Here is a 25,173-nt window from a genome sequence, read left to right as displayed (position 1 = left end):
GCGTCACCCACATTTTCCCTTGAACAGGCACGGACCAGGAGCACTACATAATGGCTGCGGAAGTTACCGGACACAAACAGAAGGCGGCGTGGCTCGAACGCGTCCTGCCACCGGTCGAACAGGTACAGCCTGGCCTCTGGTCGATTCCCGTCGAGATCCCGATCGCGCCGCTGCGTTACGTCCTGGTCTACGTCCTCGAGCTCGACGACGGCATCGCCATCATCGACTCGGGCTGGAATGACACAAAGTCCTACGAGACACTCGTCAACGGTCTCGCCGTAGGCGGTTATCAGCTCAGCGACATCAAGGACGTCCTGATCACGCACGTGCACCCCGACCACTTCGGGCTGGCTCGGCGGGTGCGCGAGGAGACCGGAGCGCGGATCACGCTGCACCGCGCCGAGGCGGCGACGTTGATGACGCACGCTGACGACGCTAAGAACTGGACCGCTGAAGGGTTCAGCGCGATGCTCTCCGACGGCGTACCGGAAGACGAAGCGCGCGAGTTTTCCCCGACCGGCCGCGAGTTCCGCTCGTTGGTCAGTGACGAGCCGATCGACATTCTCATCGAGGACGGCCACCAGCTCGATCTGCCAGGCTGGAACCTCGAGGGGATCTGGACGCCGGGACATACGCCCGGCCACATGTGTTTCCTCGACGCTGAGCGCAAGGTGATGTTCACCGGCGATCACGTGCTACCGCGGATCACGCCTAATATCTCGGTGCATTCCAACAACCCTCCGGACTCGCTCGCGAAGTACATCGACTCGCTCACCAAGGTCGGCGACATCTCGCTCAAGGTCGACAACTGCGAGGGATTGCCAGGCCACGAGTACCGGTTCGCGGGCATCAAGGAACGCACCGTCGAACTGGTCGAGCACCACGAGGAGCGGCTCGAGGAGGTTCGCGAGCTGGTCAAGTCGCGCCCGGGGATCACGGCGTACGATCTGGCCGCGGAACTCACGTGGTCGCGGTCGTGGGAGTCGTTCGGACCCCAGCAGCGGCGGTCCGCTCTCGGCGAGGCTGTGGCGCACGTGGAACTTCTGCACCAGCGCGGCGTTGTGACTATGGAGGGCTACGGAATTCGTCGTTGGCGGATCGCCGAAGCCTGATTCACCTCTCCTAAAGGAAGACCGCGCGATGGGCTTCATCATTAACCTGATAGCCGTGCTCGTCGCGATCGTGGGCGTGCTCGCGGTTGTGGCGGACGGGGCATATCTCAAGCTGCTCGACAGCGTCGCCAAGAAGCGCCCGGGTGGCGAAGTGACCCGCAAGTACGTCTCGAAACAGTGGCCAGCCGTCGGCGTCGCCGGTGCTGGCTCACTGGTCGCGTTGCTGATGACGACCGGCGGGTCGGTAATGGACGTGATTGCCGTGCTACTTGCGCTCGTCGCCGGCGGCGCGGCCGCGACCCAACTCAAAAACGTGCACCGCAAGTACGGCGAGTCCAGCTAACTCCCGCCCGCCTCGCGATCCGCGGGAAGTCGCCTCGCGTGCACTGTGCCTGAGTTTTACGCGTGCTGAACACGGGAAGTAACGCCCCTGGCCCGGCCACTCTTCGCCGGCATCGCTGATCACGCCAACCGCATACACGTGTGTCGTTTCGCAACGCCCAAGACGAAATCTGGCTGCCAATCGGCACAAATGTATGAGAACCGTCGGAACGGGACGCCAAAGCCGATCCAATCCACGCTGCTTGTGTTCTGCCGGCCGGAAACGCAACCCGGATCGAACGTGAGGTGCGGGCGTGACGGATGGCTGACTTTTCGTGACGGATCGCCGCGGCGGGTCAGATGACGGGCGTGAGATCGGCCGTGACAGGCATCGGCGTACGAAGGATCGCCTGCCATGCCCTCTGAAGCGCTTCGATCGCGCGCTCGGTTTCATCCAGTCCGTAGGTGATCGGCACGCGCAGGAAACGCTCAAACGCGCCGTCGATCCCGAACCGCGGTCCGGCGGCGATCACTAGTCCTTGGCTGCGCGCGGCGAGCGCGAGCTGAGAGCTCAGCGGGGCGCCGAGTCCGACCCAGACGGCCAGCCCGCCGTCGATGTGTGGCACGGTCCAGTCGGGGAAGTGCGAGCCGAGCAGTACTTCGAGCCGGTCGCGGGTCTCCCTTAGCTGCGAGCGCCGGGTCTCGATGATCTCGGGCAGGTGCGGCAGCAGCTCCAGCAACATCAGCTGCTCGAGCACCGGGGTCCCCAAGTCGTACGCCGCCCGCTCCGCGACGAGCTTGTCGATGGTCGCCGCGTCGGCGCGCACCCAGCCCAGTCGGAGCCCGCCCCAAACGGTCTTACCCGCCGACCCGATGGTGACGATCTCGGCGCCGTACTCGTCGTACGCCGCAAACGGCATGAAGTCCGTACGCCGGTCGATGTCCAGGTCCGCGGTGGTCTCGTCGATAACGATCATGGTGCCTTGACGGGCGGCGACCCGGCAGATCCGGGCCCGTACGTCCGCGGGCATCGACGCGCCTGTGGGGTTGTGGAAGTCGGGCATGAGGTAGGCGAGCGCGGGGCTGGTCCGTTCGATCGCCTGCTCGACCATCGCGACGTCCCAACCGCCGGTTGTCCGATCCGGGCTTTGCGTGGTGACGGTGATCGGCACGAGCCGCGCGCCCGTCGTACGCAAGACGTCGTACGCCACCGGGTACGACGGCATCTCGATCACCGTCCGATCGCCGCGCACGATCCGGCTGCGCGCTACCAGGCCGACCGCGTTCAACGCGCCGAGCGTGATCATGATCTGGTCTTCGTTGGTCGGGAGTCCGGCCGCGGTATAGCGGTCGGCGATTCCCGCGCGTAACTCGCCGATCCCGACCGGGTCGTAGTCGTAGCCGGTCAAGAATCGCGGCAGCTGCTCTGCGGCGGCCACGGAAGCCGCAGTGACCTGCGAGATCGCCGGCATCGCGGCCTTGCTGAAGTCGAGGCAGGGGCCTTCACCCAGCGACGTTGAAACCGGACGTACGCCGGGGAGCCGGGCGATGCTCCCGGATCCGCGCACGCTGCGCAGGAAGTCACGGTCGCGCAGGCGGCCGTACGCCGCGGCTACCGTCGTGCGGCTCAGCTGGAGAATCGTCGCGAGCTCGCGTTCGGCTGGCAGCCGGGTGCCGGCAGGGATCCGGCCGTCCAGGATGAGTAGTTGGATCCGGTCGGACAATGCGCGGTACGCCCCGTCGCTGCCGCGCCAGTCACCAAGGAGGCCGGCGAGCGCACGAGCGCTCATCTGGACATCGGGCATAGGACCACTATAGGCAACAATCGGGCCAATAGTCTCGAATTGGTCTCTTGAATGCAGGCCAATTGCCGTCTTCAATGAAAGCGTGACTAAACGGCTCCTCCAACTCCTGCTCGGCCTCGTCCTGTACGGCGTCGCGATTGCGCTCATGGTGCGCGCGGCCATCGGCGTCGCTCCGTGGGACGTCCTGACGCAAGGGATCTCGCGGCAGACCGGCTGGGGCTTCGGGCTGCTCACGGTCGTCGTCGGGGCCGCCGTACTCCTGGCCTGGATTCCGCTGCGCGAACGGCCCGGCATCGGCACCGTCCTCAACGTGCTCATCGTCGGCCCGGCCGCGGGGTTCGGACTGTGGCTGATTCCGAACATCACCGGAATCTGGGCCAGGATTCCGGTGTTCGCCGCCGGACTCGCGCTGCTCGCGGTCGCGACCGGGCTCTACATCGGTGCGCGGTTCGGAGCCGGTCCGCGAGACGGGCTGATGACTGGGATTCATCGTCGTACCGGGTGGCCGTTGTGGGTTGGCCGGACCCTCGTCGAGCTCACGGTGCTCGGTGCCGGCTGGGCGATGGGCGGCAACGTCGGCCCAGGCACCGTGCTGTTTGCGACGCTGGTCGGGCCGCTGTGCAACCTCACGATTCCGTGGTTCGACCACCAAAAGGGGGCGCGGTCGCGCCAGCCTCACGCGACGGAGCCGATCGCGCCCGTAGCAATTCCCGCGCAAGACTCGTAGCGTTGTGGTGTGACCAACACCCAAAGCCAGGCGCCGGCGGCTACGACCGTCGGCGAACTTCGTAAAAGTGGCCATGTCGCGCGTTCGGTCCGAGACGAGATGCGCGCCAACCTCCTCGACAAACTCCGCGCCGGCGACGACCCGTGGCCAGGCATCCTCGGCTTCTCCAACACGGTCCTGCCACAGCTCGAACGTGCGCTGATCGCGGGGCACGACGTCGTACTGCTCGGCGAGCGCGGTCAGGGCAAGTCCCGCCTGCTGCGCGCGCTGGTGCAGCTGCTCGACGAATGGACGCCGGTCATCGGCGGTTCCGAGCTCGGCGAGCACCCCTTCGACCCGATTACGCCGGCCTCGATCCGCCGGGCCGCCGAGCTCGGCGACGACCTGCCGGTGCAGTGGCGGCACCGCGACGAGCGGTACGCCGAGAAACTGGCCACCCCGGATACTTCCGTAGGCGACCTGGTCGGTGACGTCGACCCGGTCAAGGTCGCCGAAGGTCGCAGCCTGGGCGATCCCGAGACGATCCACTTCGGTCTGGTGCCGCGGGCGCATCGCGGCATCGTCGCGATCAACGAGCTCCCTGACCTGGCCGAACGACTCCAGGTCGCGCTGCTCAACGTGATGGAAGAACGCGACATCCAGATCCGCGGCTACAACCTGCGACTGCCGCTCGACGTACTACTCGTCGCCTCGTCCAACCCCGAGGACTACACCAACCGCGGCCGGATCATCAGCCCGCTGAAAGACCGGTTCGGCGCCGAGGTGCGCACGCACTACCCGCTCGAGCTGGCCGACGAGGTCGCGGTGATCGCGCAGGAGGCGCGCTTGGAGGCCGTCGTACCGGACGTGCTCCTGGAGATCGTCGCCCGGCTCACCCGCCACCTGCGCGAATCGCCCTCGGTGGACCAGCGCTCCGGTGTGTCCGCGCGATTCTCGATTGCAGCCGCTGAGACGGTGTCCGCTTCGGCGATCCACCGTGCCGCGGTCACCGGTGAGCCCGACGCGGTCGCGCGACCGGTCGACCTCGCGACCGTGATCGACGTACTCGGCGGCAAGCTGGAGTTCGAAAGCGGCGAAGAGGGACGCGAACGCGACGTCCTCGAGCACCTGTTACGCCGCGCCACCGCCGACGCCGTACAAGCGCACCTCGGCGGGATCGACATGGCCGGCCTGGTCAGCGCGCTGGAGACCGGCCCGGCCGTCGTCACCGGCGAACGCGTGCCGGCGACCGAGCTGCTCGACTCGCTGCCCGATGACGACGCGGTCGACGAGACCGCCGAGCGGCTGGGCGCGACGAGCGATGGCGAACGTGCCTCCGCCGCCGAGCTCGCGCTCGAAGGCCTCTACCTCGCGCGACGGATCAGCAAGGACGTCGAGGATTCCGCCGCCGGTGGGAGAACGGTGTACAGCTGATGACGCGCTCCCGGTACGGCCGCTACCACGAGGGGCCCGATCCGCTGGCCCCACCGGTCGACCTGCGCGAGGCGCTCAGTGAGCTGGGCAACGACGTCATGGAAGGTACGTCGCCGCGCCAGGCACTGCGGCAACTTCTGCGCCGCGGCATGAAAGGCCAGCGCGGGCTGGACGATCTCGCGCGGCGGGTCAATAAGCGTCGGCAGGAGATCCTGCGCCGTAACAACCTGGGCGGCACGCTCGAAGAGGTCAAGAAGCTGCTGGACTCCGCCGTACTGGAGGAGCGCAAGGAGCTGGCGCGAGCTATGGACGACGACGCGCGGTTCGCCGAGATGCAGATCGCCGAGCTCAGCCCGTCCCCGGCAAAAGCGGTGCAGGAGTTGGCTGACTACAAGTGGCGCAGCCCCAAGGCGAAGGCCGACTACGACAAGATCCGTGACCTGATGGGCCGCGAGCTGCTGGACCAACGGTTCGAGGGGATCAAGAAGGCCCTCGAGAACACCACCGACGAGGACCGGCAGCAGGTCTCGGAGATGCTCAACGACCTCAACGACCTGCTCGAGGCGCATGCGCGTGGCGAGGACACGCAGGAGCAGTTCGACGAGTTCATGGACAAGCACGGGGAGTATTTCCCGGATAACCCCAAGAACGTCGAAGAGCTGCTCGACTCGCTCGCTCAGCGGGCGGCTGCCGCGCAGCGGATGCGCAACTCGATGACCGACGAGCAGCGTGCCGAGCTCGATGCGCTGGCCTCGCAGGCTTTTGGCAACCCGTCGTTGATGCAGCAGCTCTCCCAGCTCGACCAGAATCTGCGTAATGCGCGACCGAGTGAGGACTGGGACGGCTCCGAACGGTTCCGCGGCGAGCAGGGTCTCGGGATGGGTGAAGGTGCCCGCGCGATGGCCGAGATCGGCGAGCTCGACCAACTGGGTGAGCAGCTTGCCCAGTCGTACGCCGGCGCCACCCTCGATGACATCGACCTCGACAAGCTCGTCGAGCACCTCGGCGACGACGCCCGGGTCGACGTCAAGACGCTGGCCGAGCTCGAACGCGCGCTGCAGGACGGCGGCTTCATCGAGCGGATGCCGGACGGGACGTGGCGGCTGTCGCCGAAGTCGATGCGCCGGCTCGGTGAGGTGGCGCTGCGCGATATCGCTCAGCGGTTGTCTGGTCGGCGCGGGGAACGGGAGCATCCGTCCTCCGGCGGCGCGGCGGAGCTGACCGGCTCGAGCCGGCCGTGGGAGTTCGGTGACGTGCAGCCGTGGGATGTCACGCGGACGGTCACCAACGCCGTACTGCGCACCGGCGCGACGAGCGGTTCGGTGAAGCTGTCGATCGACGACGTCGAGGTCGTTGAGATGGAGCAGCACACCGAAGCCGCGGTCGCGCTGCTCGCCGACATCTCGTTTTCGATGGTGATGGAAGGGCGCTGGGTGCCGATGAAACGCACCGCGATGGCGCTCAACCACCTGATCAGCACCCGCTTCCGCGGTGATCACCTCGAGTTGATCTCGTTCGGCCGGTATGCCAAGACGATGAGTACGGCGGAACTGACCGGTCTCGAGGCGCTCTACGAACAGGGCACCAACCTGCATCACGCGTTGCTGCTGGCCGAGCGGCACATCCGCAAACATCCCAACGCGCAGCCGGTCATCCTCATCGTCACTGATGGTGAGCCGACCTCGCATCTGCTCGATGACGGGGACGCATTCTTCGACTACCCGCCGCATCCGCTGACGATCGCCCGCACCGTGCAGGAGTTCGACGCGGTCGCCAAGCTCGGCGCGCAGGTGACGATCTTCCGGCTCGGCGACGACCCTGGCCTCGGCCGGTTCGTCGACTCGATCGCCCGGCGGATCGGCGGCCGGGTCGTCGCGCCGGACCTGGACGGGCTCGGCGCGGCCGTGGTGGCCGACTACCTCCGCAACCGCCGGTAACGCTGCGCGACCGTCGGGACCGCCTCGGGCGCCGTACGCAGGTTACGCACCGATCGTTGACAACGCGCCGTGCGCCGGTTACGCGCCGGCGGTGGTGCCGATCCCGCCGTCGATCGGCACGATCGCTCCGGTCAGGTAGGCGCCCGCGCGACTGGACAGGAACACCACGCCGCCGGCGATGTCGTCCGGCCGGCCGATCCGGTTGAGCGGCGAGCGGGCGGCGATGCCTTCGGCGTCCTCCGCGAGACGCGAGGCCATCATCTTCGACTCGAACGGGCCGGGCGCGATGGCGTTGACGGTGATCCAGCTTTCGCCGAGGTTCGCCGCGAGTACGCGGGTCATCTGGTGGATCGCGGCCTTGCTCGGCCCGTAGGCAAACGCCTCGTGCCGCGGCACGTGGATCGCGTCGATCGAGCCGATGTTGATGATGCGTGACGGGTCGTCCTGCGAGCCGTTCTTCTCCAGCAGCGGAAGTAGCGCCTGCACCAGGAAGAACGGCGCTTTGACGTTGATGTCGAGCACCCGGTCCCAGGCCGCTGCGGGGTAGCCGCGCAGCGGTTCGCCCCACGTCGCGCCGGCGTTGTTGACGAGGATGTCGAGGTGGTCCTCCCGAGCCTTGATCTCATCGGCAAACGCGATGCAGGCCTCGTTGGTCGACAGGTCCGCGCTCATCCCGATGACGTCGCCGTACGCCGAGAGTTCCTTGACCGCGGCCTCGATGTTGGCCGTCTTGCGTGAGGCGATGTAGACCCGGGCGCCGGCTTGGAGGAGTCCACGGGCAGCCATCAGCCCAATTCCGCGGCCACCACCGGTGACGATGGCGACCTTCCCGTCGAGTCCAAATAGTGACTGGATTGCGTTTGTGTCGCTCATGTGGGTCCTTTGCTATTGGCGGTACGCCGATGTCTATCGCGCGTTGACTACGATCTGACTCAAGACCATCTTGGCAGTTGCGCTCGACGACCGAGATCACGCGTACGACTTAGGGGGAACTTCATGTCCGACAACGCCGCACCCTCAGTTATCTGGAACCCCTCTCCGGAGTACATCGCCCAGACCAACATCGCGAAGTTCGCGGACTGGGTCAAGGAACGCCGCGGCATCGACGTTTCGACGTACACGGCGATGTGGGAATGGTCGACGACGGATCTGGACGGGTTCTGGTCCGCGATCTGGGAATACTTCGAGATCGGCAAGCCGGGGGCGTACGACGAGGTGCTGGCGAGCGCGGAGATGCCCGGCGCGAAGTGGTTCACCGGGGCGCACGTCAACCTTGCGGCCTACATCCTTAGCCGCGGCAACGACGATGACGTCGCGATCGTGACGGTCGGCGAGTCCGGTGATCACGCCGAGCTGACGTGGCGCGAACTGCGGCGCCAAGTGGCCGCGTTCGCCGCGACGCTACGCCGGCTCGGCGTCCAGAAAAATGACGTCGTCGTCGGCTATCTGCCCAATATCGGCGAGACGCTGGTCGCCGCGTTTGCGACGGTGTCGATGGGCGCGCTGTGGTCGGGCGTGGGTCAGGACTATGCGCCGCAAGCCGCGATCGACCGGTTCGCGCAACTCGAGCCCAAGCTGCTGGTGACCGCGGACGGGCACTGGTTCGGGGGCAAACAACGCGACCAGCGCGCGGCGGTCAAGACGCTGCGGGCGGGCTTGCCCACGGTTCAAAACGTGATCGGCGTCAGCCGGCTCGGCCTCGAACCGGGCGTCGAGGACTGCACGCCGTACGCCGAAGCGGTAGCGGCCGACGTTCCGTTCGAGCCGGCGGACCTGCCGTTCGACCACCCGCTGTGGATCCTGTTTTCGTCCGGTACGACGGGCCTGCCGAAGGGGATGGTGCACCCGCATGGCGGCGTCGTCGTCGAGCAGGCCAAGCTGCTCGGGCTCAACTGGGACCTCAAACGCACCGACCGTTTCATGTGGTACACCTCGCCGAGCTGGGTGATGTGGAACTGCCTGATCGGCGGCCTCTCCGCGGGCGGTTCGGTCGTCTGTTACGACGGTTCGCCGATGGCACCGGACGCTGCGTCGCTGTGGAAGGTCGTCGCCGATAACAAGGTGACGATTTTCGGCACCAGCCCGGGATTCCTCGCCGCCTCGCAGGACCAGGGAGTGCATCCGTCGGCGGACTTCGATCTCTCTGCATTGCGCATCGTCGGCAGCACCGGATCGCCGCTGCCGGACCGCGCTTATCGGTACGTCGCAAGCGAAGTCGGCGACATCCCGCTGTTCTCGATGAGCGGCGGCACCGACGTAGCGGGCTCGTTTACCAACGGCGCGCCCAACGTGCCGGTCTGGGCGGGCGAACTGTCGGTGCGTGGGCTCGGGATCGCGATGGAGTCGTGGAGTGACGACGGCCAGCCGCAGCTGAACAAAGTCGGCGAACTGGTGATCACCAAGCCGATGCCGAGCATGCCGCTGAAGTTTTGGAACGACCCCGACGGCAAGAAGTACCACGCGGCGTACTTCGACAACTTCCCCGGCGTGTGGCGGCATGGCGACTGGATCACGGTGACCGACCGGGGCAGCGTGGTCGTGCACGGACGATCGGACTCGACGCTCAACCGCAACGGCGTACGGATGGGTTCGGCCGATATCTACGCCGCGATCGAGTCCATGGACGAGGTCGCCGAGTCGCTGGTGATCGGCGCCGAAGAGGCCGACGGCGGGTATTGGATGCCGCTGTTCGTCGTACTGCAGGACGGCTACGAGCTGACCGACGAGTTGGTCGCGACGATGAAGCAGCGGATCCGTGAGCAGGCCTCGCCGCGGCATGTGCCTGACGAGATCCACGCCGTACCAGGCATTCCGCACACCCGCACCGGCAAGAAGCTGGAGGTGCCGATCAAGCGGCTGATCCAGGGTACGGCGTACGAGGAGGTCGTCAATCCGGATGTCGTCGACGTACCGGAGCTGATGGATAACTTCCGCGCGATTGCCAGCACGCGGTACGCCGAGGTCCAAACCCGCCTCTAACCGCGATCCGTCACAAAATACCCCCCGATCCGTCACGAAATCCCCGCCGGTCCGTCACAAAGTACCGGTCCGTCCGTCACAAAATCCCCGCCGATCCGCGGCACTCCCATCCATGTGCATGCGGTGGTACTTTGACATCATGAGTGGGACATATCCCGTCGTGATGGGCGATCGCGGTCGTTTGGTGCTCCCCGCGCCACTGCGCGAGAGATTGCGCCTGGAGAAAGGCTCGCCGCTCGTGCTCCTCGATACCCCGCAGGGCATCGTGATCGCGACTCGTGAACAAGCCAAGAAACTGGTCCGCGACAGTCTCGCCGGCGATAGCCTCGTCGACCAGCTGATAGCCGAACGACGTGCTGCCGCCGCCGTTGAGGATGTTGCGTGAACTTGTTCGATGCCTCGGCTCTGCTCTGTTTCCTCCAGGGCGAGGACGGTGCCGACACCGTCGAGCGGGAGTTGCTCGTCGATGGTCGCTGCAGTGCAGCGAACTGGTCGGAGGTTGCGCAGAAGACCCGCGCCGCGAGTGGTGATTGGGAACTAGCGTCGGGTCTTCTCGGTAGTTATGGCTTGGTGGTCGAGCCAGTGACGCGGGCTGATGCCGAGGAAGCGGCCCGGCGATGGCGTCGTGGAGAGGGGCTGTCGCTTGCGGACCGGCTATGTCTAGCCACCGGGACCAGACTGGGCGCGATTGTGTGGACGGCGGACAAGGCATGGGGCGAATCTGAGATCGTTCGCCAGATCAGGTGACCCGCTAGTCGAGGGAGTCGATCGTCTTGCCGGCGCGGATCGCCTGCAGGTCTGTAAGAGCGATGCCGTCGAGGCTGCGGACACGAGACCGACTCGGACTCGCCGGTACGCCGCGCCAGCCGGGCGTGACCAACGTGCGGATGCCCGCCGCTTCTGCTGCACGCGCGCCGGTTTCGGAGTCTTCGAGGGCGACGCATTCCGCGGGCTGGACGCCGAGTCGATGCGCGGCCAGCAGATAGGAGTCGGGTTCGGGTTTGCCGACCGCTACGTCGTCCCCGGCCACGACGGTCCGAAACGGCGTACCCGGGACCGCGGCGACGACCTTGCGCGCGAGGTCGCCGAACGCGTTGGTGACGAGGGCGACCTGTAGTCCGGCGTCCGTGATCGAGGCGAGGAGGTCCAGCGCGCCGGGCATCCACGGCAGTACGCCGGAGCCGCGGTCGAGCTGCTCCTCGACGCGTGCGCTCAGCGCCTCGATGACCGCGCGGTTCTCGAGTGTCACCCCGCGACCGCGCAGGGTCTCGGCGGTGGCCGGCAACGGCTGTCCTACGGCGTTGTGCGCGTCGTCTGGCGTCCAGGTGAGGCCGTACGACGCAGTCAACTCGCGCAGCGCGACGTCCCACAGTGGTTCGGTGTTGATCAGCGTGCCGTCCATATCCCACAGGACAGCACGGAGGTTCAAGGTCATCAAATCGCCAATCGGGTCGGGGTTCCGGTACGCCGCATGGCGTGGCAACCGGGCGTAGTTTAGAACCTATAGAGACACGTATCAGCCCCGTCTAGGTGGGGGAGATGCGGAGGTTTGAGATGGGTGTTGTTTACGGGCTGATCATCGTCATCGTCATTTTGGGCTTGGTGCTCATATCGGCGAGCGCCCGAGTGGTCAACCAATTCGAGCGTGGCGTGGTGTTCCGGCTGGGGCGGGTCACGTCGACGCCGCGCGGTCCGGGACTGGCGCTCATTACGCCGTTCGTGGACAAGTTGGTCAAGGTCAACATGCAGATCATCACGCTGCCGGTGCCCGCGCAAGACGGAATCACCCGCGACAACGTGACCGTGCGGGTCGACGCCGTTGTCTACTACAAAGTGGTCGATCCCGAACGGGTTGCTGTCGACGTACAGGATTATCGCTCCGCGATTGCGCAGGTCGCGCAGACGTCACTGCGCTCGATCATCGGCAAGAGCGACCTAGATGACTTGCTGTCCAATCGGGAACGGCTCAACGAGGGGCTTGAGCTGATGATCGACAGTCCCGCGCTTGGCTGGGGCGTGCACATCGACCGGGTTGAGATCAAGGACGTGGCACTGCCGGAGTCGATGAAGCGCTCGATGTCGCGGCAGGCCGAAGCCGAACGCGAACGCCGCGCCCGCGTGATCACCGCCGATGGCGAGCTTCAAGCCTCGACGAAGCTGTCGCAGGCGGCCAAGGCGATGTCCGCGACGCCCGCCGCGCTGCAGCTGCGGCTGCTGCAGACCGTCGTCGAGGTGGCGGCAGAGAAGAACTCGACCCTCGTGCTTCCCTTCCCGGTCGAGTTGTTGCGTTTTTTAGAGCACAACACTCCGGCTGAGGCTCCACGCGCCGACACGGTCAAGTCGGACGAGCCGGAAGTGTCGATGACCGACGAGGAGCCGGTCGACGTACCGGAACCGTTGTCAATCGAGCCGTCGGGCTCACCCGAGCTGGCAAGTTTCCTCAAGTCGCTCGCTTCGCCGGACCTCGGTACGTCGTAAATACCGGTTGCATCATCCGTTGCGTCCGGCAAAGTGGTCGCCGGGACGACCACTTCGCCGGACGTTAGCGGTTTATGAGGCCGAGCGCTTACGAGCGGTGGTCTTCTTCTTGGGTGCCGCTTTCTTCGCCGGCGTTTTCTTTGCCGCGGCCTTTTTGGCGGGCGCCTTCTTCGCTGGCGACGCCTTATCTGCCGCGGCGGGCTTGCGGTTCTTCTCGACGCTCTTGCGCAGGGCCTCCATGAGGTCGATGACTTCGCCGCCGTCGTCCTCTTCCGAAGTGCTCTCACCAAACGTCTTCTCGGTGTCGAGCGCGTCGCCCTGCTCGATCTTCGCCTCGATCAGCTTGCGCAGCTGGATCTGGTAGTCGTCGTGGAACTCATCCGGCTTGAAGTCGTCCGAGAACGAGTCGACGAGTGACGCGGACATCTGCAGTTCCTTCGACGAAATCCGCACGTCTTCCTCGAGTGACGGGAAGTCGACCTCGCGCACCTCGTCGGCCCAGAGCATGGTCTGCAGCATCAGTACGTCGTCGCGCACCCGCAGTGCACCGAGCCGGGTCTTCTGCCGCAGCGCGAACCGTACGATCGCCGTACGCTCGGTTTCTTCGAGAGTACGGCGCAGCAGCACGTAGGCCTTCGGCGAAGTGGAGTCCGGTTCGAGGTAGTAGCTGCGGTCAAACATGACCGGGTCGATCTGGTCGGATGGCACGAACTCGACGACCTCGATTTCGCGGCTGCGTTCTTCTGGTAGCGCGGCGAAGTCGTCATTGGTCAAGATGACGGTGGCGGTGCCGTCGTCGTACGCCTTGTCGATGTCCTTGAACGCCACCACTTCGCCGCACTTCTCGCACTTGCGTTGGTAGCGGATCCGGCCGCCGTCCTCGTTGTGCACCTGGTGCAGTGATACGTCGTGGTCCTCGGTCGCGCTGTAGAGCTTGATCGGGACATTGACGAGCCCGAAGGCAACCGATCCCTTCCATATTGCTCTCATGCCGATCGAACTCCGCTCTGTTGGGCGCCGCGTGGAGCGCCTAGTTTGCTATCTCGTCATTACCAACGAGACTAATGGTATGGCGAAGCAGTCGGAGACCGAACAGGTCGTAAAGGTCGGTGGTCAGCGGCTCAAACTCACCAATCTCGACAAGGTGATGTATCCGCAGACCGGTACGACGAAGGGCGACGTGATCGCCTACTACGCGCAGATCGCGCCCTTCCTGATCCCGCATGCCGCCGGCCGCCCCGTCACTCGCAAGCGCTGGGTGCACGGCGTAGGCACCGAGGATGACCCGGGCGAGGTTTTCTTCCAAAAGAACCTCGACAAAGGTACGCCGCCGTGGGTCGAGCGCCGCGACATCGAGCACAGCACGCGCGCCAACAGCTATCCGATCGTCGGCGACATCGCGACGTTGACGTGGCTCGCGCAGATCGCGGCGCTGGAATTGCATGTGCCGCAGTGGAAGTTCGCCTCCGATGGGTCGCGGCAAAATCCAGACCGACTGGTCTTGGACCTTGACCCGGGAGACGGCGCCGGACTCGAGGAGTGCGCCGAGGTGGCGCGCTACTGCCGCGCGATCCTCGACGATATGGGCCTACGGTCGGTGCCGGTAACCAGTGGCAGCAAGGGAATCCACCTCTATGCGCCGCTCAACGGCGCGCAGACGTCGGCGCAGGTATCGGATGTCGCGCACGAGCTCGCCCGGTCGCTGGAGTCCGACCATCCGGACCTCATCGTGAGCGACATGAAAAAGGCGTTGCGCACCGGCAAAGTCCTCGTTGACTGGAGCCAGAACAACGGCAACAAGACCACGGTCTGTCCGTACTCACTGCGTGGCCGGGTGCGCCCGACCGTCGCCGTACCTCGCGACTGGGAGGAGCTAGACGGCGAGTTGATCCAGCTGGAGTTGGACGAGGTGCTTGTCCGGATGGCCGAGCGGGACGACCCGATGGCCTTCATCGACGGCCGGCAGGGCCGCACCGGATCGGCTGTTGAGCGGGACCGCCTGACGACGTACCGCAGCATGCGTGATGCCAGCAAGACCCCGGAACCGCTGCCGGACAGCCATTCCGGCGAGACCGACGGCCGGTCGTTCGTCATCCAGGAGCACCATGCGCGGCGGCTGCACTACGACTTTCGACTCGAGCGGGACGGCGTACTCGTCTCGTGGGCGATCCCCAAGGGGCCGCCGACCGACCAGGACAAGAACCACCTCGCCGTACAGACCGAGGACCATCCGCTGGAGTACGGCACCTTTGAGGGGACGATCCCGAAGGGAGAGTACGGCGGAGGCGAGGTCAGCATCTGGGACGCGGGCACCTACGAGCTGGAAAAGTGGCGCGACGGCAAGGAAGTGATCGCGACCTTGCACGGGCGCAAGGGCGGAGGGCTGGACAAGCCGAGGCGTTACGCGCTTATCCACACCGGTGGCAAAGACGCGAAGGCCGAGAAGAACTGGCTGATCCATCTGATGAAGGATCAGAGCCCTGCGGCTGAAAGCTCCAGCGACACTGCGCCGTCGATCGAGCCGATGCTTGCTACCGCAGGAGACTTGACGGATCTCAAAGACGGCGCGAAATGGTCCTATGAGGTCAAATGGGACGGGATCCGCGCTATAGCTAGGATTTCGAACGGAGCTCTCACGTTGACCAGCCGCAGGGGTCTGGACATGACGGCGTCGTACCCCGAGCTGCAGGAGCTGACGAAGATGCTGCCGGACCGGGAGATCGTGCTCGACGGTGAAATCGTCGCGCTGGAGGACGGCCGGCCTAATTTCGGCGTACTGCAGAGCCGGATGAACCTGACGAAGAAGGCCGAGGTCGACCGCGCGGCGAAGAAGATCGCGGTGCACTTCATGGCCTTCGACCTGCTCTACTCGGACGGCACCTCACTGGTACGGCGCCCGTACGCCGAGCGGCGGGACGAGCTAGTGAGCCTGCTCGATGGCCTGGACGCCAAACACATTCACGTACCGCCGGCGTTCGAGGGTGAGGCGGAGGAGGCGCTGACGTCGAGTAAAGACCTGCGGCTCGAAGGCATCATGGCCAAGCGCAGCGACAGCATCTACCAACCCGGTCGGCGCGGCCGGACGTGGGTCAAGATCAAGCACCAGCTCACCCAGGAGGTCGTCATCGTTGGCTGGCGGCCGGGGAAGGGATCGCGCGCGCACCGGGTGGGATCGCTGCTGCTTGGGGTCAACGTCGACGGCGAGCTGACCTACGTCGGGAGGGTTGGCAGCGGCTTCACCGAGAGGGAGCTCAGCAAGACAACCGAGCGGCTAAGCGCGATTGAACGCAAGACCAGCCCGGCGGCCGGCGTACCGGATGCCGACGCCGCCGACGCGCGGTGGGTCACACCGCAGTACGTCGGAGAGGTGGTCGCCTCGGAGTGGACCGGGGACCTGCGCCTACGTCACCCGGTGTGGCGGGGCTGGCGTCCGGATAAGGACCCCGCCGACGTCGTACGCGAAGACTGACTCCGGCAGTTTTGCCCGCCAGTCTTGCGTCCGGCAAAACGGTCGCAATAACGACCACTTCGCCGGACGCTAGCGTCTCTTGGGTCGAGATCGTCTGGTCGGTTTTGTGAGATAGAGGCTCAAATAGGCCTCCTCGACTCGTTTGAGTTCGGCGATCGTCTCGGCGCAGTAAGGGTCATCGCGAAAGGCGCTGTCCAACAGGCTGGTGGCAAGCTCCGTGGTTATCTGCGCGACTCGCTGGAGTTGATCTTCGTCAACTTCTGGAGCGTGGGCCCGCAGCCCGATGAATCGGGCGTGCGACGAGCGGCGCGTTGAATCGTCGTCGATATACCGCAACTCGGGGGTGGCGAGCAACGCTCGACGGATCGCCAGGCCACCACGCTCCTCCAGCCGGAACTGCACCATCCGGTCAATGACCTCTGAATGCCATTTGATCCAGTCGTTGGTGGTCTCCAGTTCACCTGTGCGGGACTCGATGTAGGTGGAGCGCTTGTCCTCGAATCGCTCGGCAAGAGTCTGGAGGATAGCCAACTTGTCCGGGAAGTACGAGTAAACGGTCGCGACGTTGATCCCGGCAACTTCCGCGACCCGGTTGGTATTGAGACCCCCGAGGCCGTCATCGATCAAGATGTCGGTCGCGGCCTGAAGGATCTTGAGAACAGTCTTCTGCGCTCGGGGCTGTGTAGGAATGCGTCGGACCTGCCGGCGCTGATTACAGCCGGGCTCCGATGAGTCCGTGCCTGCCATGGCTATCGACTTCCGATCTTTTTGTTGACCATCTTTGGCCGCTCATGTTAGCGTCCATCTCCAAGATAAGTAATTACTTAGATTTACGGTGATCCCGCAGATCTCTACTGTGCAAGCGCTTCGCGGCAAATCCGCGCAGACGAGCGGTACTTATATACGTCGCCACCCTGGCGGATTCTCACTCTTTCACCGCGTCGCGGTGCCAATCGTTGATGAGAAACGGACACCTATGGTCATCGAATCCCTGCCCAACAAGATGCTTGACGGTCTGGTCGTAATCGACTTGACGCGCTACATCGCCGGCCCCTACTGCACGATGCTGATGGCCGACGCTGGTGCGACCGTGGTCAAGGTAGAGCCAAGCAACGGCGAAGACACCAGACATCTCGAGCCGTTCCTGGACACACCGGGCGGGGAGCAAATTTCGGCGTATTTCCTGCGGATGAACAGGGCGAAGCGCAGCGTCGCGCTTGATCTGAAACATCCCCGGGGGCTCGTGGTGCTGGAGCGACTCATCGCCTCGGCAGACGTCTTGATAGAGAACTTTCGACCCGGAGTCATGGAGCGGCTCGGGCTCGGGGCGGCACGTGTGTCAGAGCTGAACCCGCGGGTTGTCTACTGTTCGATCAGCGGGTTCGGGCACAGTGCGTCACCCAACCGTGATCGCCCCGCGTACAACGTGGTCGCGGAGTACGAGGCCGGGATTAGCGTCCCCAAAGGACCGGAGTCGATACCAGGAGCGGTCGGGCCGCCGGTCGGCGACATGTTTCCGTCTCTCCATGCGTTGAGCGGGATACTAATGGCGCTGTATCGCCGCAACACGACCGGCCACGGTGAGCGGGTCGACGTCGCCATGTACGACTCGATGCTTTCGCTCAACGAACTGAAGATCAGTTATGCCGAGCTGTATGGCAAACAGTGGGACCCGGCGGCGCACCCTTTCTACTGCCCATACGGCGTATTCCCGGTGTCAGACGGCTTCGTGTGCATTGATGTCACGACGGACCGGCAGTGGAAAGGGTACTGCGAGGCGATCGGCCAGCCCGACCTGTATCTCCTCGACGGCCTCTCTACAGGACCGGAACGAGTGGCCAGATACGAAGAGGTAATTAGAGAACCGTTGGAGAAATGGTTCGCCGGTGTCAGCCGAGACGAGGCCGTCGAGGCAATGATCGCCCGCGGCGTACCTGCTGCGGTCATCCGGCACCCAGGTGAAGTCCTCGGATCGGCACAGACGGCTGCACGAGGGATGCGGATCCGAGTGGATAGCGGGGACGGCGCGAGCGTTGACACCGCGGGCAACCCGATCAAGATCGGGACGTCGCTTGACCTGACGCAGGTGAGCGCACCGAGAGTGGGTGCCGACACCCGCTGGGTGGCGCGCGAGATCGCGCGGCTAGACGACGAGCAGGTCGATGACCTCATCAAGGAAGGAATTCTCACCAGCTCGGAGGGCACAAAATGACGATTTCGGTCAAGAACGTCGGATGCGAAGGCGCGGCAGCGTATGAGTTGCTCGAGGACCGGTGGGTGATGAACTATGCCGCATCGGTAGGCGACACCAATCCGGTGTACTTCGACAATCTCGACGGAAGGCTGCTTCCGGCGCACCCCAACTACGTTTCGCATCTCGAATGGGACGCAATCGGCGAACTGCACGACAAAATCGTCGGCTTGACCGATGCGGACCGACTCAGCGGTGTGCACTCCTTCAACGACACGCGGTTGCATCGGCCGATAGTTTCTGGCGACGAGTTGAGCAGCATCGCGCGGGTAGTCGGCGTCGAGCGGCGGCGATCCGGAGCGCGCATGACCATTGCAGTGGTCACCTCGGATGCTGCCGGTCGGCCCGTTGCAACGTCGTACACGAGCACCGTCTACCGCGGCGCCGAGGTCAGCGACGGCGACGACGTCGCTCCCGAGGTACCTGAAATGCCTGATCCGCGATGGCTGACTGAGCCGGTCCGCTCGGAGACCATCGAACTCAGTTCCATTGCACCGCACGTGTTCTCGGAGTGTGCTCGGGACTACAACCCGATACACACAGACATGGCAGTCGCCAAGAAGGCGCAGTTGCCAGGCCTCATCCTGCATGGCACCGGGACCTTCGCCTATGCACTGAGCAGCCTCACGAACTACGAGTGCGGAGGGGACCCGACACGGGTACGCCGGTTTAGGGGCCGTCTCGGCGCGATGGTTCTGTGCCCGTCTCGCGTGCGGATGGACGTATACGCACACGCCGAGCTAGACACGCAGTTTCGCTTCGAGTTGGTCACCGAGGAAGGCGCGCCGGCGATCTCCGACGGCTACTTCGCAGTAGGCGGCTTGCAGCGCAAATCGAACCAGCAGCCTGCTGCACAGGGAATGTGACCATCGAGAGGAACGATATGACCACCGGATGGGTTTGGCACGAGCGCTATGGCTGGTACGACACCGGGCGGTACGCCGGCGTAATACCGCCTGGCGGCTGGGGTGAGCCAGACATACATATGGAGAACGGCGAAACGAAGCGACGACTGGCGTCATTGGTCTCGGCCTGTGGGCTGTCCGACCAACTTCACAGCATCACGCCGCATGTTGCCTCCGACGAAGAACTGCTCGTCGTACACACCGGAAAGTATCTGAGTTATCTCAAAGAGCAGGATGCTCAGTTTCGCGGCGGAGTAGCGGATATCGGCATCGGTCGTACGACGTTCAGCAGCGGCGATCTGGAGATCGCCCGGCTCGCGGTCGGTGGCGTCATGGACGCGGCCGGGGCCGTAGCGCGCGGCGATGTGAAGAATGCATATGCCCTCACCAGACCGCCGGGCCATCACGCCCTTCCCGACACGGGTCTTGGATTCTGCGTGTTCGCCAACATCCCGCTAGCGATCCACGACATTCGCAAAAAGTACGGCGTGGAGCGCGTAGCTGTCGTCGACTGGGATGTGCATCATGGCAATGGGACTCAAGACATCTTCTGGAACGATCCGAACGTCCTGACGATCTCTATGCACCAGGATCGACTCTTTCCCAAATTTGGGCTCGTTGGCGAGCGTGGCGGCGCGGAGGCGGAGGGCTCATGCCTGAATATCCCACTGCCACCTGGATCCGGTGGCGGCGCGTACCGCAGCGCGTTCGAGCGGGTGGTCATCCCCGCCCTTGCGAAGTTCCGCCCCGAGATGATTGTCGTGGCCAGCGGCTTCGACTCGGGCAACTTCGACCCAAACGGCCGGATGATGCTCAACAGTGGTGACTACCGATGGATGACCGAGCAAGTGCTCGAATCGGCGCGGCAGTTGTGTGACGATCGCGTTCTTGTCGTACACGAGGGTGGCTACTCAGCGTTCTATGTCCCGTTCTGCGGGCTAGCAGTCATCGAGGCACTCAGTGGCATCAAGAGCCCCGCAGACGATCCCTGTCTTGAGCGGCTCGTGACCAATCCGATGCTCGAGTTGCAGCCACACCAAACCGCCTACATCGACAACGCCGTCACGACGTTGAAGTGCATTCGATAGACCCCTATGCCAAAGGCCTCGGCCTTGATCGTCTTCACGAAGGAGACACCATGCACAAAACCAAACGCGGGATCGCCATTGCCGCACTGCTTCTCGCAGGATCCGCACTGATGACCGCTTGTGGCTCGAACAGCGACTCCGACTCGAAAGAGATCACCATCGGTGCCATCTTGCCGCTGACCGGGCCGGCGGCCGACCTCGGACAGCACAGCAAAAACGGCCTCGACCTATATCAGGATGTCGTCAACAAGGATGGCGGCATAACAGTGGACGGCAACAAAAAGAAGGTCAAGATCATCTACTGCGACACGCAGTATCAGGCCGCGAAGGCGATCAGCTGCGGCCGAAAACTTGCCAGCCAGGACCACGTCACCGGCATGGTGACCGTGACGACGACCGAGACGCTTCCGCTGTATAGCTTCAATACGAAGAAGGGGTCAGAGTTCGTCATCGTCAGCAGCGCCGCGACGGACAAGATCGTGACTAGCAAGAATCCATACGCGGCACGTTACTGGTTCAACACCAAGACCTACATGCCCGGCGAAGGAAAACTGCTCGCGAAGGCGAACAAGGATAACGACCTTGGCATCAAGAAGATCGCCGTGCTCACCAGCGACGACGAGTTTGGTACGGCGTGGACCGACAACTTCAGCAAGGGAACTGAAGTTGCAGGATTTCCGAAGGCTGCCACCGCCACATTTCAGCAAGGCACGACGGATCTCTACCCACAGTTGACGCCGCTGATCTCATCCGGGGCCGATCTGCTCGCGATGCCCGTGACCTGCGACCAAGCGGCGCAGGCGGTCAAACAAGCCAAAGAACTCGGGTACGACGGCCGGTTTATGTTCATGCTCGCGTGCGACGCGGACGACCTCAAGTCGAAGGTCGCCAACCCGGCCGACATCGACGGGGCGCTGTTCGAGAGCGGCCCGTGGAATAGCCCGGAATCTCCTGACAAAACTTTCCGGGAGCAATACAAGGCGAAGTTCCCGGACATGCCCTTCGACCCCAGCGCATCAACGACCTACTCCCAAGCCGCCTGGATCGTCGAGGCAATCAAGGAGGCCGGTACGACGGATGTGAAGAAGGTGCGCGCAGCCATGCCCAAGGCGCTGAAGAAGTCGGCAAACACGGTCGGCCTGACAGACATGCAAAAGAACGGCGAAACCACCGGCGTCGTCCATCTGCGTCTGGTCAAGCCCGACGGGTCCTACCAGGAGATCGAGTAACACTTCTACCGACTTCCACTGGAAGCGAGGAGAACCGATGGGTCAAATAACACAGACATTTGCCAACGGGATCATGCTCGGAAGCATCTACAGCATCGTCGCGGTAGGACTTGCGCTGGTATTCGGCGTCATGGACATCCCGCAATTTGCGTTCGGCGCGCACGCCATGATCGGCGCGTACATCACGTGGCTGATCGCCGACGCATCCGGCAGCTATTGGATCGCCGTCGTGGTGGCGGTTATAGCGTTGGGGTTTCTCGGGGTCCTCACCCAGGTGGCGATCTTCGACCCGCTCCGCAAGGCGCCGCCGGCGACGATGTTCATTGCCGCATTCGGTTTAGTAATGGTGCTTCAGGGCTTCGCGTCTGTGATATGGGGCGCCGACGCACGCCGCGTGACGTCGGCGGCGTCCGGGAGCTTCACGTTCTTCGGCGCATCGATCACGTATCAGCGACTCATCATCGTCATTGTGAGCGCCGCGTTGTTCATTGCGATGTTCGTCTTTCTCAAACGCACGCGGACGGGAATCTCGATTCGAGCGGCTGCCGAAAGCGCTGTGGGAGCGACGGTGGTCGGCCTACGTCCGCGCGCGATCTCGCTGCTTGCGATGTCGATCGGCAGCGCGTTGGCCGGACTTGCCGGAGCACTTCTCGCCCCCGTTTCCCAAGTCACGCCAACGATGGGTGACTCGCTATCGATCAAGGCGTTCGTCGTCATCATCCTTGCGGGGATGGGGAGCATCGGAGGCGCGATCGTCGGCGGTCTTGTGCTGGGCCTCGTCGAGGCATTCGGCTCTGGATACATATCGCTCGACTGGCGTGACGGGTTTGCCGTTTTCGTACTCATTGCGATCCTCGCGTTGCGGCCTGAGGGCCTGTTCGGAAAGGAGACGAAGGCATGGCGCTAGCAAGCGAAGTCACCAAGCCCTCGCGTGGCTCACGTCGTACGCCGACGGCCGGGCAGTTGGTCCTCGGCGCGGTTGCGGTCCTGCTGATGTTGATGCCGGTCATCTTGCTGTCCGACTACTACATGCAGATCGCTACCCTGGTGCTGATCTACACCGGCCTCATGGTCGCCTTGAATGTGTGTATTGGGTACGCCGGACTTGTGTCGGTCGCCCACGGTGGAATATTCGGCGTCGGCTCGTACGCGACCGGCATTCTTATGGCCAACCACGGGTGGAACTTCTGGTACACACTGCCGGCGGCTGCCCTCGCCGGTGCGTTACTCGGACTCATCATGGGCATCCTGACTCTGCGCCTGCAGGGTCACTATTTCGTGATCGCGAGTCTCGGATTCGGACTGCTGGTCTATCTCGTCGTGCTCAACTGGTCGAGTGTGACCGGGGGTGCGCAAGGACTCGGACCGATCGCGCCGTACGACTCGTTGTTCGGAATCACCTTTGAGGACAGCGATTCCCAGTACTACTTGATCCTTGCGTTTGCCTTCGTCTTCACCGGATTGATGTTCGCGATCCGTCGTTCCAAGTTGGGGAGCAGGCTGGAGGCGATACGTCAGAACCAGCGGCTCGCATCTGCGGTCGGCATCGATCCTTCTCGCACCCGCCTCGTCGCATTGGTCGTCAGTGCGGCGATCGCCGGGGTGGCGGGCTCGCTCTACAGTCCGTATGTCGGATTCCTAGATCCTTCGGTCAGTAATCTCGATGTGAGCTTCAAAATCGCGCTCGCGTTAGTCATTGCGGGCGTGGGGACCGGTCTCGGGCCGCTCGTCGGCGCGGCCGTCTACATCGTTCTTCCAGAGATGCTGCGTGGTGTCGAACAGTATTCGTTGATTGCGCTCGGCGTCGTGCTGCTTGTCGTCGTGCGGTTCGCTCCACACGGACTCGTCGGAACCGCGAGTGACTTGTACGACCGGCTGATAGCCGCCGGCCACCGTCCGCCGCCGGATCCGAGTCCGCCCGATCAGGAGTCGCCGGGCGATCTGTCGCGCACCGGCGCGCTGTCGGGAGGTAAGCGATGACCGATGTGTTGACGGTGCGCGGACTCACGCGCCACTTTGGCGGTGTCCGTGCCGTGGACGACGTGTCGTTCACCGTTGCCGAGGGAGAGATATTTGGGATTATCGGTCCGAACGGGGCCGGAAAGTCGACGCTGTTCAGTCTGATCGCGGGATCTGACCGGGCGAGCACGGGCACAGTAGAGGCCTTCGGTCGACGCATCGACGGGCTGACGCCGTTCCGTAGGTCGCGGCTGGGACTGGGGCGCACATTCCAGAACAGTCAGATTTTCGGCGAGTCCAGCATCGCAGACAACCTGGTGATCGCGGGAATCGCTCATGAGCGCCGGTTGGGGAAGCGAACGGTCAAGGACCAAGCGGCGATTGTGCTCAAGCTGGTCGGGTTGAGCGACGACGGTTCCAGACAGACGATGTCGTTGCCGCTGTTCGATCAACAGCGCCTTTCGATCGCTATGGCGCTGATGGGTGCGCCCAGCATCCTGCTGCTCGACGAGCCGAGCGGCGGGCTCGTCGAACAGGAGGTTGTAGCGCTGGGGCGCCTGCTCGACGAGATCCGCGACACGGGCGTCACCGTCGTGGTCATCGATCACAAGATGCGACTCATGACCACGCTGTGCGATCGGATTCTCGCCATGGCGACCGGAGAGGTGCTGTTCGAAGGCGCGCCTGAAGAAGTCGTCAACGATCCAGGCGTCCGCACCGCTTATCTCGGCACGAAGGAGGACCGATGATCCTGTCGGCAGAAGACGTCTACGGAGGCTACGGAACTCGTCGGGTGCTCCACGGCATCAGCATCCAGGTTGACGCCGGTCAATGTGTCGCGGTGGTCGGGGCGAACGGCGTAGGAAAGTCGACATTGCTGCGCTCGATCGCCGGGCAGGTACCACTCTTGAGCGGTCGCGTCATGCTCGACGGTGAAGACGTGTCAGGTCAGGCGTCGTCGAAACTGGTGCGCAAGGGTCTGGTGCTGTGCCCGGAGGGACGGCACCTCTTCTCCGGACTGACGGTGCGCGAAAACCTCATTATGGGCGTGACGCCACTCAAGGTAAACGCGGCCGACACTGAATTTCGGATCGCCGCTGCGGCAGAGATGTTTCCAGTAATCCGGGAGCGCGCTCGGCAAGCCGCGGGCACGCTGAGCGGCGGGGAACAGCAAATGGTCGCGATCGCACGCGCGCTCGTCGCTCGTCCCCGGGTGATGATCCTTGACGAGCCGACGCTCGGTCTGTCGCCGATCATGACCGACACGGTTATCGCCGCGATCCAGCAGATCGTCGCGGACGGTACCGCCGTACTTCTGGCCGAGCAGAACGTCCGGGCCTCGTTAGCCATCAGCGATTTCGGCTATGTCATCGAGGGCGGCCGAGTAGTGGTCTCCGGGACGGGAGCGGACCTTCTCGATGATGCTGCCGTGGTCGCGGCCTACCTCGGCATCGAAGCGGAGATCGCGGCGCCTGAATAGTCCTCATGTCCGACGTACTG

At 64.2% G+C, this 25,173-nt stretch carries 23 protein-coding genes; 18 read left to right on the top strand and 5 right to left on the bottom strand.

What is annotated here, in order from left to right:
- The first annotated feature begins 50 nt into the window (after nucleotides 1-50).
- Both CLV47_RS08410 and CLV47_RS08405 read left to right on the top strand, forming a co-directional pair.
- Nucleotides 51-1,112 carry an MBL fold metallo-hydrolase gene (locus CLV47_RS08410; protein WP_106348574.1) on the top strand — a complete coding sequence of 354 codons (1,062 nt, stop codon included), beginning with the start codon at nucleotides 51-53 and terminating at the stop codon, nucleotides 1,110-1,112.
- Between the two features lie 28 nt (nucleotides 1,113-1,140).
- Nucleotides 1,141-1,455 (top strand): hypothetical protein, encoded by a 315-nt coding sequence (locus CLV47_RS08405; protein ID WP_106348573.1) that lies wholly within the window; start codon nucleotides 1,141-1,143, stop codon nucleotides 1,453-1,455.
- Nucleotides 1,456-1,789: 334 nt separating this feature from the next.
- On the opposite strand, the gene yczR is transcribed toward CLV47_RS08405, so the two are convergent.
- Entirely contained in the window at nucleotides 1,790-3,238 is a 1,449-nt protein-coding gene (gene yczR, locus CLV47_RS08400; RefSeq protein ID WP_202862464.1) for a MocR-like transcription factor YczR, read from the bottom strand.
- A gap of 82 nt (nucleotides 3,239-3,320) precedes the next feature.
- On the opposite strand from yczR, the gene yczE reads away from it, so the two are divergent.
- From yczE to CLV47_RS08385, 3 genes are read left to right on the top strand one after another with little or no spacing between them, the layout of a single operon-like run.
- Complete coding sequence (yczE, locus tag CLV47_RS08395) at nucleotides 3,321-3,965, top strand: membrane protein YczE (RefSeq protein ID WP_202862463.1); 645 nt, start codon at nucleotides 3,321-3,323, stop codon at nucleotides 3,963-3,965.
- A 9-nt stretch (nucleotides 3,966-3,974) separates the two neighbouring features.
- Nucleotides 3,975-5,378 carry a sigma 54-interacting transcriptional regulator gene (locus CLV47_RS08390; RefSeq protein ID WP_238145280.1) on the top strand — a complete coding sequence of 468 codons (1,404 nt, stop codon included), beginning with the start codon at nucleotides 3,975-3,977 and terminating at the stop codon, nucleotides 5,376-5,378.
- Nucleotides 5,378-7,315 carry a vWA domain-containing protein gene (locus CLV47_RS08385; protein WP_106348572.1) on the top strand — a complete coding sequence of 646 codons (1,938 nt, stop codon included), beginning with the start codon at nucleotides 5,378-5,380 and terminating at the stop codon, nucleotides 7,313-7,315. The genes CLV47_RS08390 and CLV47_RS08385 overlap by 1 nt, the downstream gene beginning before the upstream one ends.
- Nucleotides 7,316-7,393: 78 nt before the next feature.
- Here CLV47_RS08385 and CLV47_RS08380 read toward each other — a convergent pair whose 3' ends face one another.
- Nucleotides 7,394-8,188: an SDR family oxidoreductase gene (locus CLV47_RS08380; protein ID WP_106348571.1), complete on the bottom strand. Its 795-nt coding sequence runs from the start codon at nucleotides 8,186-8,188 to the stop codon at nucleotides 7,394-7,396.
- A gap of 123 nt (nucleotides 8,189-8,311) precedes the next feature.
- On the opposite strand from CLV47_RS08380, the gene CLV47_RS08375 reads away from it, so the two are divergent.
- From CLV47_RS08375 to CLV47_RS08365, 3 genes are all read left to right on the top strand, one after another.
- A complete protein-coding gene (locus tag CLV47_RS08375) occupies nucleotides 8,312-10,294 on the top strand; it encodes an acetoacetate--CoA ligase (RefSeq protein WP_106348570.1) in 1,983 nt (660 codons plus the stop codon).
- 139 nt (nucleotides 10,295-10,433) lie between these two features.
- Entirely contained in the window at nucleotides 10,434-10,679 is a 246-nt protein-coding gene (locus tag CLV47_RS08370; RefSeq protein WP_106348637.1) for an AbrB/MazE/SpoVT family DNA-binding domain-containing protein, read from the top strand.
- Nucleotides 10,676-11,041: a type II toxin-antitoxin system VapC family toxin gene (locus tag CLV47_RS08365; RefSeq protein ID WP_106348569.1), complete on the top strand. Its 366-nt coding sequence runs from the start codon at nucleotides 10,676-10,678 to the stop codon at nucleotides 11,039-11,041. The genes CLV47_RS08370 and CLV47_RS08365 overlap by 4 nt, the downstream gene beginning before the upstream one ends.
- A 4-nt stretch (nucleotides 11,042-11,045) precedes the next feature.
- Here CLV47_RS08365 and CLV47_RS08360 read toward each other — a convergent pair whose 3' ends face one another.
- The gene (locus tag CLV47_RS08360) at nucleotides 11,046-11,729 is read right to left on the bottom strand and encodes an HAD family hydrolase (protein WP_106348568.1); all 684 of its coding nucleotides are present in this window, start codon (nucleotides 11,727-11,729) and stop codon (nucleotides 11,046-11,048) included.
- A 119-nt stretch (nucleotides 11,730-11,848) separates the two neighbouring features.
- On the opposite strand from CLV47_RS08360, the gene CLV47_RS08355 reads away from it, so the two are divergent.
- Nucleotides 11,849-12,772: a slipin family protein gene (locus CLV47_RS08355; protein WP_106348567.1), complete on the top strand. Its 924-nt coding sequence runs from the start codon at nucleotides 11,849-11,851 to the stop codon at nucleotides 12,770-12,772.
- A 72-nt stretch (nucleotides 12,773-12,844) separates the two neighbouring features.
- Here CLV47_RS08355 and ku read toward each other — a convergent pair whose 3' ends face one another.
- Nucleotides 12,845-13,762, bottom strand: a complete 918-nt coding sequence (ku, locus tag CLV47_RS08350) for a non-homologous end joining protein Ku (protein WP_106348566.1) — start codon at nucleotides 13,760-13,762, stop codon at nucleotides 12,845-12,847.
- Nucleotides 13,763-13,841: 79 nt separating this feature from the next.
- On the opposite strand from ku, the gene CLV47_RS08345 reads away from it, so the two are divergent.
- Nucleotides 13,842-16,241: an ATP-dependent DNA ligase gene (locus CLV47_RS08345; protein WP_106348636.1), complete on the top strand. Its 2,400-nt coding sequence runs from the start codon at nucleotides 13,842-13,844 to the stop codon at nucleotides 16,239-16,241.
- A 69-nt stretch (nucleotides 16,242-16,310) separates the two neighbouring features.
- Here the strand turns inward: CLV47_RS08345 and CLV47_RS08340 are convergent, their stop codons facing one another.
- Nucleotides 16,311-16,988, bottom strand: coding sequence for a TetR/AcrR family transcriptional regulator (locus CLV47_RS08340; RefSeq protein WP_106348565.1), 678 nt, complete (start codon nucleotides 16,986-16,988; stop codon nucleotides 16,311-16,313).
- Between the two features lie 229 nt (nucleotides 16,989-17,217).
- Between CLV47_RS08340 and CLV47_RS08335 the strand changes: the two genes are divergently transcribed.
- Genes CLV47_RS08335 through CLV47_RS08300 form a run of 8 tightly spaced genes read left to right on the top strand, consistent with a single transcriptional unit; the run spans nucleotide 17,218 to nucleotide 25,153 of the window.
- The gene (locus CLV47_RS08335) at nucleotides 17,218-18,453 is read left to right on the top strand and encodes a CaiB/BaiF CoA transferase family protein (protein ID WP_106348564.1); all 1,236 of its coding nucleotides are present in this window, start codon (nucleotides 17,218-17,220) and stop codon (nucleotides 18,451-18,453) included.
- Complete coding sequence (locus CLV47_RS08330; RefSeq protein ID WP_106348563.1) at nucleotides 18,450-19,358, top strand: MaoC/PaaZ C-terminal domain-containing protein; 909 nt, start codon at nucleotides 18,450-18,452, stop codon at nucleotides 19,356-19,358. Before CLV47_RS08335 ends, CLV47_RS08330 begins: the two co-directional genes overlap by 4 nt.
- A 17-nt stretch (nucleotides 19,359-19,375) precedes the next feature.
- On the top strand, nucleotides 19,376-20,485 hold the full coding sequence (locus CLV47_RS08325) for a class II histone deacetylase (protein WP_106348635.1): 1,110 nt from the start codon (nucleotides 19,376-19,378) through the stop codon (nucleotides 20,483-20,485).
- A 50-nt stretch (nucleotides 20,486-20,535) separates the two neighbouring features.
- Nucleotides 20,536-21,714, top strand: a complete 1,179-nt coding sequence (locus tag CLV47_RS08320) for an ABC transporter substrate-binding protein (RefSeq protein WP_146135327.1) — start codon at nucleotides 20,536-20,538, stop codon at nucleotides 21,712-21,714.
- A gap of 37 nt (nucleotides 21,715-21,751) precedes the next feature.
- On the top strand, nucleotides 21,752-22,621 hold the full coding sequence (locus tag CLV47_RS08315; RefSeq protein ID WP_106348561.1) for a branched-chain amino acid ABC transporter permease: 870 nt from the start codon (nucleotides 21,752-21,754) through the stop codon (nucleotides 22,619-22,621).
- Entirely contained in the window at nucleotides 22,612-23,694 is a 1,083-nt protein-coding gene (locus CLV47_RS08310; RefSeq protein ID WP_106348560.1) for a branched-chain amino acid ABC transporter permease, read from the top strand. Before CLV47_RS08315 ends, CLV47_RS08310 begins: the two co-directional genes overlap by 10 nt.
- Entirely contained in the window at nucleotides 23,691-24,422 is a 732-nt protein-coding gene (locus CLV47_RS08305; RefSeq protein WP_106348634.1) for an ABC transporter ATP-binding protein, read from the top strand. Before CLV47_RS08310 ends, CLV47_RS08305 begins: the two co-directional genes overlap by 4 nt.
- Nucleotides 24,419-25,153: an ABC transporter ATP-binding protein gene (locus tag CLV47_RS08300; protein ID WP_106348559.1), complete on the top strand. Its 735-nt coding sequence runs from the start codon at nucleotides 24,419-24,421 to the stop codon at nucleotides 25,151-25,153. The genes CLV47_RS08305 and CLV47_RS08300 overlap by 4 nt, the downstream gene beginning before the upstream one ends.
- The last annotated feature ends 20 nt before the right edge of the window (nucleotides 25,154-25,173 follow it).

The organism is Antricoccus suffuscus (assembly GCF_003003235.1).
Lineage (GTDB): Bacteria > Actinomycetota > Actinomycetes > Mycobacteriales > Antricoccaceae > Antricoccus > Antricoccus suffuscus.
The sequence above is the reverse complement of the archived record's forward strand: the minus strand, read 5'-3'. Positions and strand labels throughout refer to the sequence as shown.